The sequence below is a fragment of the Caballeronia sp. ATUFL_F1_KS39 genome, from assembly GCF_023630985.1.
GTDB classification, from domain to species: Bacteria; Pseudomonadota; Gammaproteobacteria; order Burkholderiales; family Burkholderiaceae; genus Caballeronia; species Caballeronia zhejiangensis.
On sequence record NZ_JALQDZ010000043.1, the window covers coordinates 38,333 to 50,915 of the forward strand.

Consider the following 12,583-nt stretch of genomic DNA (forward strand, 5'->3'; position numbering starts at 1 on the left):
GCGTCATGAACCCGCTTTCAGGAAGTCCGGCACGCGTGGCCGCTCTCGCTCTCGGCTGCGCGCTCGTCACGTCCGTAACCGGATGCGGCGGCTCCGATTCCACCGATACGTCCGTCCCCGACGCCATCACGCAGATCATGAAAAAGCCCATGTATCAGGGCGCGACGTGGGCATTGCGCGTCGTCGATCTGAACTCGGGCGATCTCGTCTACGACATGAATTCGAACGCGCAGGTGTATGTGGCGTCGGTGCGCAAGGTGTTTTCGCTCGGCGCGGCGCTCGATCAATACGGCGCGCAGCATCAGTTTCAGACGCCGGTGTATCGCACGGGAACCGTCGATGCGGCCGGCACGCTCAACGGCAATCTCGTGCTCGTCGCGAGCGGCGATCTCTCGATGGGCGGCCGCACGAACGCCGACGGCACGCTCGCCTGGACCAACTTCGACCACAACGAAGCCAACAATCTCGGCAACGCGCAGATCACCGCGCCCGATCCGCTCGCGGGCTACGACGCGCTCGCGGCGCAGGTGACGGCAGCGGGCATCAAGCAGGTCAACGGCGAAGTCGTCATCGACGATCGGCTTTTCGAACCCTTCGACTTTCGCGGCGAATTTCAATTGCGGTCGATCTTCGTGAATGACGATGTCGTCGATACGATCATCTCGCAGGGCAGCGCCGGCTCGGCGACGCCGGTGGACTATCGGCCGAAATCATCGGCGTTCACGGTGCAATCCACGTTGATGACAGCGGCGGCGGGCACCGAGGCGAAAATCACCGTCACGCCGACGGACCCGACCTGCTTCGGCTCGCTTGCCTGCACCGGCACGATCGGCGGTTCGATTCCGGCGAATTACGTGCCGCCGATCGTGCCGAATTTCCCGGTCATCCGCACGTTCCGCATCACCGCGCCGCAGAACTATGCGCGCACGGTGCTCATCGAGGCGCTCGCGCGCGCCGGCGTGAGGGTCACGGCGCCGGCTGTCGAAAACAACCCGACGCAACTTCTGCCCGCGAAGAATTCATATTCCGCCGATACGCGCGTCGCGCAGCTCACATCGCAGCCGTACAGCGAATATTCGAAGTGGATTCTGAAGGTCAGCTACAACATCGGCGCGGACACGAGCCTCATGCTATTCGGCGTCGCGAACAACGGTTCGACCACGCTTCAGTCGGCGCTCGCGGCGGAGAACGCGAAGCTATCCGCCGCGCCGTTCAACGTGCCGATGAGCCAGACGCATTTCATCGACGGCAGCGGTGGCGGCGAAACGACGGCGACGCCGGTCGCGGTCATCGCGATGTTGCGCGCGATGAACGGCCGTCCGGCGTTCCCGGCGTATCTGGATTCGATGCCTTTTCTCGGCGTCGACGGCTCGCTCGCGAGCACGACCGACTTCGAAGCCGATCCGACGCTCGCGGGCGCGAAAGGCAAGGTGTACGCGAAGACGGGAACGTACGTGACCGGCACCGAAAATCCCGACGGCACCGCGACGACCACGCTCAAAGGTCAGGCGCTCGCGGGTTATATCGACGGGAAAAGCGGACGAAGGCTCGCGTTCGCGCTGATCGTGAACAACGTGCCGATCAGCGACGTGCCCGACATCATCAACGTGTTCAACGACGAAGGCACGATCGCGGCGAACATCTGGAAGCTGCAGTGAGCCGCTTTCGACTCACCATGCGCCGGCGAACGCCAGCACCGCGCGATTGAACGCGCCGGGACTCGCGACGTTCATGCCGTGCGATGCGCGCGCGATCGTCTGACGCTCCGCGAACTCGATCCACTCTTCGAGCTTCTCGACGTTGTTGCGGAACATGCGCGGGCTTTTCTCGCCGTCGATCAGCAGCGTGCGGCACTTGATGTCGCGCGCCGCTTCGCGCGTGTATGCGGGCAGCGGATCGCGGAATTGCTTCGGCAGCGTGAGCGCGTTATCCAGCGCCATGCGACGGAAGCTCTCCGTGCTCTTCTTCCAAAAGCCCGGCATGCTGACCGAATCCACGAACATTTCGAGGCCGCGGTCGAATTCGCCCTGTTCGATCAGCTCGGCCACGCGCGTGCGCAGCGCGTTGGTCGCGGGCGGCAGCGTGGCGGGCGTGGCCTGCGGCGAGGTTTGCAGCGGACCGCCCGGATCGGCGAGCGTGAGCGTCTTCACGAGCCGTGGATACTCGCGCGCCAGATGAAACGCGACGCAGCCGCCGCGCGAATGCCCGACGAGATGCACAGGCGCGAGATCGAGCGCCTCGATGAACTCCGCCATTTCCGCGACATGCGCTTCCCAGCCGAATTCGCCTTGCACGAAAGCATCGACGGCGGGCCAGTAATGCGACAGGCTCGGCGCGATCACGCGGAAATGCTTCGCGAGCGGCAAAATCTGCGCGTCCCAGTAGCGGTAATCGCACAGCGAGCCATGCACGAGAACGAGCGGCTCGCCCTCGCCGCACTCGACATACGGCACGGAAATGCCCGATTTCGTCGTGGCAAACGACGGTTCAGGCAGACCTTGCACGGCAGTGAGGACGGAGAGATCGGTTCGCGCGTTCATGAGTTAGCTCCTTGGATGCGACTATGCGCCGCGGCGAAGCAAAAGAAAAACGCATAATTTTGATAGAATCGTTCAGAATTTCTGATAGCAACCGGTCGCTCACCATGAAAGCGCTCGATCTGGACGTCCTTTCGATGATCATCGCGGTCGCGGATACCGGCAACATCAGCCGCGCGGCGGAGCTCGTGCATCGCTCGCAGTCGGCGGTCAGCATGCAGATCAAGACGCTGGAAACCGCGCTGGGCAAGGCGCTGTTCGTGCGCAAGCCGCGCAGCGTGGTGCCGACGCAGGACGGCGAAGTGCTCCTCACCTACGCGCGGCGCATGATCGCGCTGCGCGACGAGGCATGGGCGGCGGTCGTGCGGCCGGACGTGACGGGACGCGTGGTGATCGGCGTGCCGGACGATTACGCGTCGTCGCTTTTTCCGCCGATCCTCAAGAAATTCTCGGCGACGTATCCGAAAGTCGAGATTCAGGTGGTCGGCCTGCCGAGCGTCGCGCTCGCGCCGATGGTGAAAGACGGCTCGGTCGATCTTGTCTGCGCGACGCGCGTGAAGGGTTTGTCGGGCGAATTTCTCCGCCACGAGCCGATGGTCTGGGCCGCCGCGCCCGGCACCGAGATCTGGAAGGAGCGGCCCTTGCCCATCGCCGTGTTTTTGCCGGGCAGCGTCGCGCGCGAAAACGCGATCCGCAGCCTGGAGCGCGCGCGCATCGGCTATCGCACGTCGTATGAAAGTCCGAGCCTGCTCGGTCTGCTGACGATGGCCGAAGCCGGTCTCGCCGTGACGCCGCTCGCGAAATGCGCGGTGCCGGCGCATTTCACGCTGCTCGGGCCGGCGCAAGGCCTGCCCGATATTGGCACGCTCGAAGTGGTTCTGGCGCGCAGCGCGGCGTCGAAACGGCCGCCGTGCGACTTTCTCGCCGAACGCATCATGGCCGAGTTGCGGCGCTGATTTCGGCTTCTATCGCCTGAACGCGGCGCGCGGTCCACGCGCGCAACATGCCGTTCGATACGACCATCGGCAACGACGCCGCCATGATCCGGTACACGTCGTTGCGGCGCACCTTCGAGACCTTCTGCGGATCGAGCCACGCTTCGTTGCGCGCGAGCAGGACGAGCGTATCGAGGCCGATCATGATCGGCCAGAGACACGCGAGACGCAGACGGATCGCGCTCGCCGGAATCGCGAGCGTGTAATCGACGGCGTCTTCAAACAGCGCGAGCGACGTGCGCAGCAATTCGAAAAGCACGGGCCGCGCGCGCGCCGACGTTTCGGGCCGCAACACATCTTGCGGCGTGAGGCCATGCCGCGCGAGCATCGATTCGGGCAGATAGCATCGGCCGATGCGCAAATCCTTCGCGCAGTCGCGCAGCACGTTGGTCATCTGCAGCGCCTTGCCGAAGCGCACGCCGAGCGCGAGCATCGTGTCGGGCGCGGCTTTCAGCGTGCCGGGCATATGCGCGTACGTCATCTTCGTCCAGAATTCGCCGACGCAACCCGCGACGAGATACGTATAGCGATCCAGTTCGCCGAATTCCCGCAACGCGACGATCTCGCCCGATGTTTCGTCGGGAAACGTGCGCAGATCGAACTCCATGCCGGTGGAAAGCGTCGTGACGATGTCGCGCACGGCGGCCCGGTCGTCGGCGTTCAATTGCGGCAGGATCGCGAGCGCCGCATCGAGCGATTCGAGCAGCGCGCGTTCGTCCGGCTGCGCCTGCTGCCCCGCGACCTCACCCGCGATGCGCGCGAGCGCGCCGTCGTCGGGCGCTCCGTTGATTTGCGCGCGCAGCGAGAGCAGCAATTCCAGCCGACGCTGCGGCGAAATCAGCGATGTATCCGCGATCGTATCGGCGGCGCGCGCAAGCAGATACGCGAGCCCGATGGGGTCGCGCATGCCCGCCGGCAAAATGCGCAGCGTGAGATAAAACGACCGCGACACGCTCTTGAGAAGCGGGCCCAGCAGGAAGGCCCGGGGCGAATTGTTCATGACTTGGATCGGATGACTCGGCCGGAAGCGCGTTGGAAAGCGCGCCGCGGCATTGTATCCGTCCTCGTCGATTTCCTCCGGCAGCGACCGGCTCAGTCACGCGGCCCGTAATCCAGCTTCGGATACCAGTTCGTCCCGCGTCCCTCGGGCGTCATGTCGAGCACGGTCCAGAGCGGCATGAGATCGGGCGCGCCGCGCGGATCCTCGTTCGGATCGGCGGTCGAAAAATCCATCTCGCCGCTCCAGAAATGACGGATCACGCCGTCACGCCGCGTGAAGACGTTGAGCGCGGGATCGTCGCCACCTTCCTTCGATATCGCGTGATAGTCGCGGCTGAAATTGCCGTTCGTATCGGAGAAAAGCCGCAGGTCGCGCCAGCCGCGCTCCTTCTTGAACGCGACGAGTTTCGCGAGCGGCGAACGCGCGATCACCGCGAGCGCCACGCGCTGCTCGATATCGCGCGCCTCGCCGTCCCACGCCGACAAGAGCGACGTGCACATCGGACACGGCCGCTCGCGCTGCGGCCCGAACATGTAGCTATACGTGACGAGCGTGTCCTTGTCGCCGAAGAGCCCGGCGAAATCAACCGCGCCACGCTCGCCGTCGAATCGATAATCGCCCGTCACTTCGCCGCCGGGCGGCAACGCGCGACGCATCTGCGCGACGCGCTCGATATGCCGGCGCAAGTCGATTTCGTCGGCCAGCAACGCGGTGCGCGCCCGGCGATATTCGGCGCTTTCGTTGGGAAATCTCATCGTCGCGCGCTGCGCGAGTTCATCGGCGGGAATGTAGTTCGTGGTCGTGCTCATATCCGATCTCCTTTCAGAATGGGCGATTCAGTCGCGGTCCGGCGCGCCGAGCGGAAACAGCGACCGGTAAGGCCGCGCTTCGTCGACGGCGCGCGCGAACGACGGCCGCGCGAGCAGCCGCTTGCGATACGCGATCACGTTCGAATACCGCTCCGCGATGCGATGACACCAGTCCGCATAGAACAGGAACGGCGCGGCGCCGCAATCCGCGAGGCTGAACGCGTCGCCCGCCGCCCATTCGCGCGCGGACATCTTGCGATCGAGAAACGCGTACGACGTGTCGAGCATCGCGCGGGCATCGGCGACGCCGCGCGCGTCGCGCTCGTGCGGATCGCGCATCGCGTCGAAAACGATCTTCTGCTGCGGCGTGGACACGTAGTTGTCGAAGAAGCGATCCATCCAGCGCGTTTCGAGCGCGGCGCGCGGATCGTCGGGAACGAGGCGCACCGGGCCGGCGTGATACAGCCCGAGATATTCGATGATGACCGTCGATTCGATCACCGGGCTGCCGTCGTCGACGAGCACGGGAAAGCGCTTCATCGGCCAGATTTCGGCGAGTTCGGCCATCGAATGCGGCGTTTCGGGTGTCAGCGCGCGCCATTCGAACGGCGTGCCGTTCTCGTACAGCGCCACCAGAACTTTCTGACAGTAAGACGAAAACGGATGTGCATAGAGTTGCAGGCTCATCGGGCTGTCTCCAGATAGTCGAGCGGATTGCGGACGCGGCGCAGCGATCGCGACATTTGCAGCGCCGGCTACTTCCACGACGAACGGCAGCGCTACAGATCGACCATGAATCGAGAAATTTTGTTGTGCGCCGCAGCGTGAACGCTGCCGATTTGCTAACGTGCGCGCTCGAAGAAATTCCAACTCGGACATCGTGTGCATTGTCCGTCGAGGCCGGTCTAAAAGAATGAAGCGCAAAAGCAAAATCGAGATCGTCTTTGCCGACGATCGCCCCGTCGTTTTATATGGGCTGCAAAGCTGGTTCGAGTCGAGTGACCGGTTTCGGGTGTCGGCGTGCGTCAGGAACGCCGATAAATTGCTCGGGAGGCTGAAGACGACGAGCTACGACGTAATCGTGCTGAGTTGCGGCATGGAAGGCTCGCCGGCTGACGACTTCGCGTTTTTGCGGGCGATGCGCGCGGCGTGTCCGGATACGCCGGTCGTCGTTTTCACCGACGGAACCAACGCCCACGCGCTCGCCGAGACGCAGCGCGCAGGCGCGGCGGGCCTCGTGAGCTTGCGCGAGGGCGCGGGCGAGTTCGAACGCGTATGCGAGCGCGTGCTTTCCGGCGCGACAGGGATCGTCTCGGCGCGCATCGCCGCTTATCGCGACGCCGCCGTTTCTTCCGATGCCGCGCCCGACTATCGCGGCGAAAGCATGAGCGTCACGCAGTTGACCGTGCGGGTCTGACTGCGGCGACGTTATCCGCCGGTACTTTGGCGATTTCGTGCGGATTCTTGCTCTTCGGGAATCCGACGTCTCGCCCGTCTTCGAATCCCTTTTCGTATGCGCGCTGATCGAGCGACTTGAATAGCGGCTCGATTTCGTCGACGTGCATGCGGATCAGTTCCATGAGCGGCTTGACGAGCGCGGCGCTGTCCTCGGTTTCTTTTGCATGGCTGACGACTTGCACCATTGCGCGCAGCGTTCTTGCTCGTTGAGCGCAGTAGTCGCTCAGCGGCATCGAATACGTGATGACTGCATGACCGTGGTCATTGACCGAGACGTTCATTCTGGATTCCATGGTCACTCTCCATCGGACGTTGTGGGAAGCCACACTGTAGACGCCTCCCCCTGCCACGGACCACTAGACAATTCCGATCATGCGCGCAGATACGTGGCTACCACCGCGCTCTTGAGCCGATCGAGTGCTTGCTGCCGCCGTTTCAATACCAGAAGAGATTCGACCATCATCAGATCGTGTTTCAGGCGATCGTCCATTATCGAGGCGGCTTCGATCTGTTTAATCAGCGTGTAAATCCGAACCGCGCACTGTTTGTCGCTCAAAAGCGACGTGTCGAGCTCTTGTTGCAGACATTGAATGGCGCTGACGAGGTCATATTGATTCATGCGGCGGGCATAAGCGAAAGAGGTTTGCAAGCGCGTCTCTCGTAGTAAGCAATGCGTATGCCCTAACGCGGTGAAGCGTGAAAAGCAAAGCACAATAAAACGTTTGTTGCGTGCATTCCGAAGCTTTCTAATTACAGGCTCGAATTCACGACGAGCCGACAAGATGGCTGACCTGACATCCACGCGCGACACCTATCGCTCGGGACACGCGTCTCGCGCGCTGATTTCCAAAGACGTGCTCTACCGATGGCTCTCCTGGACCATCCCCGCAATCGTGGTGCTGCTATGGGAAATCGCGGCGCGCCTCGGACTGATCGCGCCGCAGGTCCTCCCGGCACCGAGCAGCGTCTTCGAAACGGCCGTCCACATGGCGCAAAACGGCGAACTCTTCGTGCACCTGGGCGTGTCGCTGCTGCGCGCCGCGGGAGGCTTCGTCATCGGCGGAACGATCGGGCTCGCGCTCGGCATCGCCGTCGGATTCTCGCCGCTCGCGCAAGCGCTCCTCGACCGCTCGATCCAGATGGTGCGCGCCATTCCTTTCCTGGCGATGCTGCCGCTCGTCATCGTCTGGTTCGGCGTCGGCGAAGTCGCCAAGATCTTTCTGGTCGCGCTCGCGGTGCTCTTCCCGATCTACATCAACACGATGCTCGGCATTCGCCAGATCGATTCGAAACTGATGGAACTCGCCCGCGTGATCGGCCTGAACCGAACGGCGATCGTGCGACGAATCATCCTTCCCGGCGCGATGCCGTCGATCCTCACCGGCGTGCGTTACGCGCTCGCCCACGCGTGGCTCGCGCTCGTCATCGCCGAGACGCTGGCCACGACGAAAGGCATCGGGTTCCTCGCGATGGACGCCCGCGAATTCCTGAACACCAACGTCATTCTGCTCACCATCATCATCTACGCGATCATCGGCGTCGTCGCGGATGCGCTCGTGCGCCTGCTCGAAGCCCGCTATCTCTCGTGGCACGCGAACTACGCGAAAGGGGCGCGCACATGACGGCCATCGTTAGGCGCCGCGACGCGCGCGTCGGTTCGCCGGCGCTGGCGGTGTCCGTGCGCGGACTGCAAAGACGCTATGGCAGCCGCGTCGTCATCGATGCACTGGACCTCGATATTCGCAAAGGCGAATTCGTCGCGCTGCTCGGCGAAAGCGGATGCGGCAAGACAACGCTGCTACGCGCGCTCGCGGGGCTCGATTCCCCCGACGCCGGGTCGATCCGCGCGCCGGAACGTCCGTCCGTCGTGTTTCAGGAGCATCGCCTGCTGCCCTGGTCGACGTTATGGCAGAACGTCGCGCTCGGCTACGAGAATACGATCGGCCGGACGGGCGCGGCGCGCGCGCTGGCCGAAGTCGGACTCGCCGGCCGCGAGGACGACTGGCCGCGCAATCTGTCGGGCGGTCAGGCGCAGCGCGTGGCGCTGGCGCGGGCGCTCATCCACGATCCCGCGCTGCTGCTGCTCGACGAGCCGTTCGCCGCGCTCGATGCGCTCACGCGCATCCGCATGCACGGTCTCGTCAAGGAACTCGTCGCGCTGCATCGGCCAGGCGTGCTGATCGTCACGCATGACGTCGACGAAGCGCTCACGCTCGCCGACAGGATTCTCGTCATGCGCGCCGGACGCATCGCGGCGTCATTCGAACCCGGCGAACACGCGCCGCAGGCACTGCGCCCCGCCCTGCTCGCGGAACTCGGCGTCCGGTCTCACTGATCACTTTTCCATAAGACAAGAAGGACGAGCATGAACGACTCATCGCTGAGCCGCCGCCGGTTGCTGCGCGCGGCGGGAGGCCTCCTGGCCGGCGCCGCGACCGGCGGATTGTTCCCGGCACGCGCGGCCGAGCCGCGCAAGCTGACGCGCAACACCGATACGGTCCGCATCGGCTGGGGTTACGGCAGCCTGCCCGACATCGCGAAGCAGCGCGGCGTGTTCGAGAAGACGCTCGCCGCGAAAGGCATCAAGGTCGAATGGGTCGGCCCTTTCCCGAACCATGCGCCTTCGATACAGGCCGTGGTCGGCGGCAGCGCCGACTTCGGATTCTGGGGATCGACGACTCCCGCACTCGCCGCGATGCTCGCCGGCTCGCCGATCGTCTTCACCGCGTTCGACATCTATTCGCCGCGCTCGACGGCCATCATCGCGAAGAAGTCGAGCGGCATCGAATCCGTCGCCGATCTCGCGGGCCGCAAGGTCGCCGTCAACCGGTCGGGGCTTGGCGAATTCCTGTTGATCGCCGCGCTGGAGAAGCATCGCGTCGATCGCGACAAGGTCCAGTTCGTCTATCTGAATCCGCCCGACGCGGCGCCCGCCTTCGCGCAAGGCAAAGTCGACGCTTGGTCGATGTGGTCGCCCGGCGTCGACATCTCGCGCTTCTCGAACGACGCGAAAGACATCTTCAACGAAGGCCGCGATCTGGATTTTCTGATCGATTACAGCTCGCTCGTCACGCGCCGTAAGTTCACCGAGGAGAATTCCGAGCTGATCCGCGCGGTGATCGATGCGTATTACGTCGAAGGCGCGTGGCAGTCGGCGCATTCCGCCGAAGCCGAATTGCTCGTGCAGCGCGAGGGCAAATATCCGGATCAGGTGCGCGACTATCTCGCAAGCCTCAAGCGCGTCAATCAGTTTCACGAGCCCGACGATGCCGCTTTCATCGCGCAATTTCAGCGCGCCGCCGACTGGCTGGCCGAGCGCAAGATCATCAACTCGCGCATCAAGGTCGCGGATTACAGCATCAAGGTGTGAATCGAGGAGCGCACGAATGTCTGACGTCAACTATCCGACGAGCGCCGGACCGACGCTCGTCTCCCCGCTGTCCGCCGCGCTCGGCTTTTCGGAGATCATCGGTGACATCGCCGCGACTGCCGCCGAGCGCGAACGCGGGCACCGGCTGCCGCACGAAGAGATTGCAAAGCTCAAGGCGCTCGGCTTCGGCGCGCTGCGTCTTCCCGTCGATGCAGGCGGAAGCGGCGTTTCGCTGAACGGGCTTTTCATCGTCGCACGCGATCTCGCCGCGGCGGATTCGAACATCGCCCACGCGTTTCGCAATCATCTGTGGCAAGTGGAAGCCGCGCTCCGGAGACGCGAGCAACCGTTCCATACGCGCGTGCTGGAGCTGACCGCGCAGAAGAAGACCATCGGCCTGAGCTTCGTCGACAGCGACGTGGTCGCCGCCGGCGCGCGCCCGACCAAAGTCCTCAGTCGGCTCGAATGGGATGCGTCGCGCGACGTGTACGTCGGCTCCGGCGACAAGATCTACGCGACGGGCAATCTGTATAACGACGCGTTCACCGGCCTCGCCGTGGAAAGCCGCGCGGGCCGCACCGTGCAGTACGTGCTGGAACGCGGCGCGGGCGTCGACGACGACGATGACTGGCAAGGCTTCGGCCAGCGCCTCACAGGTTCGGGAACGGCGCGGTTTCGCGATGTGACGGTTCCAGCCGCGCAGCTTTATCCGCCCGATCCGCCGAAGTCCGATGAAGCCGCGCCCTGGGGCTTCACATTTCATCAGGTTTATCTCACCAACTGCATCGCGGGCATCGTGCGGCGCGTGGCGCTGGACGCCGTCGACGTGCTGCGCGCGCGGGGACGCAACTTCTATCACGGTGAAGCCGCGCATCCCGTCGATGAACCCGTGCTGCAATCGCTGCTCGGCCGTATCCGCGCGTATTCGGCGAGCGTCGAAGCGATCGCGGATCGCGCGGCCGGCGCGTTGCAGCGCGCATGGGATCGACACGGCACACGCGACGAATACGAGGCGACGCTCGCGGCCACGCTCGCGGCATCGGAAGCCAAGGTCGTGATCGACGATCTCGCCCCGCAGATCGCAAGTTGGCTGATCGATCTCGGCTCGGGCTCCGTCGTGTCGCGCGTCGGCGCGCTGGACCGGCACTGGCGCAACATCAAGGTGATCGCGTCGCACAATCCGCGCGTCTACAAGGAACGCTTTCTCGGACAGAACCTGCTGACCGGACAATTGCCGCCCACGGGCTCGTTCTTCTGATCGCGCGCGCCGTCCCTTGTCGAAGGCGGACGGGACGGCGCGCTTTCTTAGTCGAGCAGACGTCGCACGCGCGGCACGACTTCGTGCGCGAAGCGGGCCATGTCGGCCTCGAAGGGCTGGAATTGCAGCATGAAGAGTTCGATGCCCGCGCGATGAAAGTCGACGATGCGCCGCGCGACCGTGTCGTAATCGCCGACGAGTTCCGCGGCCGTGCCGCCGTTCGACCCGACGCGCGCCGATCGCGCGAAGGTCTGGTGCATCACCGCGTTCGGATCGGTATTGGCCTTTTGCCGTTCGCGCAGCGGCTTGTCGAGTTCCGCCAGCGCGAACAGATGTTCGAGATGAGCCTGCGCTTCGTCCTGCGTCTCGCGCGCGATCACGAACGCCGACAGGCCGAAGCGCAAAGGCTCGTGCCCCGCCGGGCGCGCGCGGGCGGAGACATCGGCGATCAGGGCCGCAACGTCGTCGTGCGGCTGGCCGTTGATGAACCACACATCGCCATGCGCCGCGACGAGCGAGCGCGCCGGCTCCGACTCGCCGCCGACATAGATGCGCGGACGCGCGCGAAACGGATCGGCGGGCCGTAACTGATAGTCGTCGATCCGGAAGTTGTCGCCGCGATGCTTCACGGCTTCTCCGCGCAGCAACGCATCGACGACCGAGATCCACTCGCGTCCGTACGCATAGCGCTCGTCATGCTCCGCGAAGCCGATGCCCGCGCGCTCCAGCTCCGGACGATTCCACGCATTGACGAGGTTGATCGCGAAGCGTCCGCCGCTGATGTGCTCGATCTGCTGCGCCATCTTCGCGAGCACGACCGGATGATAGAGATAAGGCTTGATCGCCGCGATGATCTCGATGCGCGACGTAAGCGCAGCCAATGCCGCCGATGCCGTCCACGCTTCGAGCTGATCGAGCGAAGGATCGTGCGGATTGATCGTGTGCTGGGCGACGAGCACGGAGTCGTAACCGAGGCGCTCGGCCTCTAGCACGAGCGCCTTGTTGCGCGCCCACGAGGCATCGTAGGGCTCGGCGGGATCCTGCAACGCCGCGCGACTGCCATGCACGAGCGCCCAGACGCCGAAGCGGGGAAGATTGGACATCGCTTGAATGAACCGAAGGACAGGTTGGAGAGGATGCTCATGCTAACGCCGGG

Annotated in this window: 14 protein-coding genes; 7 read left to right on the forward strand and 7 right to left on the reverse strand. The window is 64.3% G+C overall.

The features are described from left to right. Positions 1 to 5: 5 nt before the first annotated feature. On the forward strand, positions 6 to 1,658 hold the full coding sequence (dacB, locus tag NCR93_RS23015; protein WP_175982615.1) for a D-alanyl-D-alanine carboxypeptidase/D-alanyl-D-alanine endopeptidase: 1,653 nt from the start codon (positions 6 to 8) through the stop codon (positions 1,656 to 1,658). Positions 1,659 to 1,670: 12 nt separating this feature from the next. On the opposite strand, the gene NCR93_RS23020 is transcribed toward dacB, so the two are convergent. Continuing rightward, positions 1,671 to 2,540, reverse strand: coding sequence for an alpha/beta fold hydrolase (locus NCR93_RS23020; protein ID WP_175982616.1), 870 nt, complete (start codon positions 2,538 to 2,540; stop codon positions 1,671 to 1,673). 104 nt (positions 2,541 to 2,644) lie between these two features. Here NCR93_RS23020 and NCR93_RS23025 point away from each other — a divergent pair, with 104 nt between their 5' ends. Further along, entirely contained in the window at positions 2,645 to 3,493 is an 849-nt protein-coding gene (locus tag NCR93_RS23025; protein ID WP_008348983.1) for a LysR substrate-binding domain-containing protein, read from the forward strand. On the opposite strand, the gene NCR93_RS23030 is transcribed toward NCR93_RS23025, so the two are convergent. From NCR93_RS23030 to NCR93_RS23040, 3 genes are all read right to left on the reverse strand, one after another. Further along, positions 3,471 to 4,532, reverse strand: a complete 1,062-nt coding sequence (locus tag NCR93_RS23030) for a phytoene/squalene synthase family protein (RefSeq protein WP_175982617.1) — start codon at positions 4,530 to 4,532, stop codon at positions 3,471 to 3,473. The two genes, NCR93_RS23025 and NCR93_RS23030, sit on opposite strands and share 23 nt — an antisense overlap. Before the next feature lie 92 nt (positions 4,533 to 4,624). After that, positions 4,625 to 5,341 carry a DUF899 family protein gene (locus tag NCR93_RS23035; protein WP_175982618.1) on the reverse strand — a complete coding sequence of 239 codons (717 nt, stop codon included), beginning with the start codon at positions 5,339 to 5,341 and terminating at the stop codon, positions 4,625 to 4,627. A gap of 27 nt (positions 5,342 to 5,368) precedes the next feature. Next, positions 5,369 to 6,028 (reverse strand): glutathione S-transferase family protein, encoded by a 660-nt coding sequence (locus NCR93_RS23040; RefSeq protein WP_008348990.1) that lies wholly within the window; start codon positions 6,026 to 6,028, stop codon positions 5,369 to 5,371. 226 nt (positions 6,029 to 6,254) lie between these two features. Here NCR93_RS23040 and NCR93_RS23045 point away from each other — a divergent pair, with 226 nt between their 5' ends. Further along, on the forward strand, positions 6,255 to 6,758 hold the full coding sequence (locus tag NCR93_RS23045; protein ID WP_175982619.1) for a response regulator: 504 nt from the start codon (positions 6,255 to 6,257) through the stop codon (positions 6,756 to 6,758). Here the strand turns inward: NCR93_RS23045 and NCR93_RS23050 are convergent. Together NCR93_RS23050 and NCR93_RS23055 are read right to left on the reverse strand one after the other, a co-directional pair. After that, the gene (locus NCR93_RS23050; protein WP_175982620.1) at positions 6,733 to 7,092 is read right to left on the reverse strand and encodes a hypothetical protein; all 360 of its coding nucleotides are present in this window, start codon (positions 7,090 to 7,092) and stop codon (positions 6,733 to 6,735) included. The genes NCR93_RS23045 and NCR93_RS23050 overlap by 26 nt on opposite strands. Positions 7,093 to 7,169: 77 nt before the next feature. Further along, positions 7,170 to 7,448 (reverse strand): hypothetical protein, encoded by a 279-nt coding sequence (locus tag NCR93_RS23055; protein WP_175982621.1) that lies wholly within the window; start codon positions 7,446 to 7,448, stop codon positions 7,170 to 7,172. A gap of 133 nt (positions 7,449 to 7,581) precedes the next feature. Between NCR93_RS23055 and NCR93_RS23060 the strand changes: the two genes are divergently transcribed. From NCR93_RS23060 to NCR93_RS23075, 4 genes are read left to right on the forward strand one after another with little or no spacing between them, the layout of a single operon-like run. Beyond that, positions 7,582 to 8,421 (forward strand): ABC transporter permease subunit, encoded by an 840-nt coding sequence (locus NCR93_RS23060; protein WP_175982622.1) that lies wholly within the window; start codon positions 7,582 to 7,584, stop codon positions 8,419 to 8,421. Next, a complete protein-coding gene (locus NCR93_RS23065; RefSeq protein ID WP_175982623.1) occupies positions 8,418 to 9,134 on the forward strand; it encodes an ABC transporter ATP-binding protein in 717 nt (238 codons plus the stop codon). The genes NCR93_RS23060 and NCR93_RS23065 overlap by 4 nt, the downstream gene beginning before the upstream one ends. 30 nt (positions 9,135 to 9,164) lie before the next feature. Further along, complete coding sequence (locus NCR93_RS23070; protein WP_033536495.1) at positions 9,165 to 10,169, forward strand: NrtA/SsuA/CpmA family ABC transporter substrate-binding protein; 1,005 nt, start codon at positions 9,165 to 9,167, stop codon at positions 10,167 to 10,169. Between the two features lie 16 nt (positions 10,170 to 10,185). Beyond that, positions 10,186 to 11,427, forward strand: a complete 1,242-nt coding sequence (locus NCR93_RS23075; RefSeq protein WP_175982624.1) for an acyl-CoA dehydrogenase family protein — start codon at positions 10,186 to 10,188, stop codon at positions 11,425 to 11,427. A gap of 47 nt (positions 11,428 to 11,474) precedes the next feature. On the opposite strand, the gene NCR93_RS23080 is transcribed toward NCR93_RS23075, so the two are convergent. Continuing rightward, on the reverse strand, positions 11,475 to 12,530 hold the full coding sequence (locus NCR93_RS23080; RefSeq protein ID WP_175982625.1) for an LLM class flavin-dependent oxidoreductase: 1,056 nt from the start codon (positions 12,528 to 12,530) through the stop codon (positions 11,475 to 11,477). Positions 12,531 to 12,583: the final 53 nt, after the last annotated feature.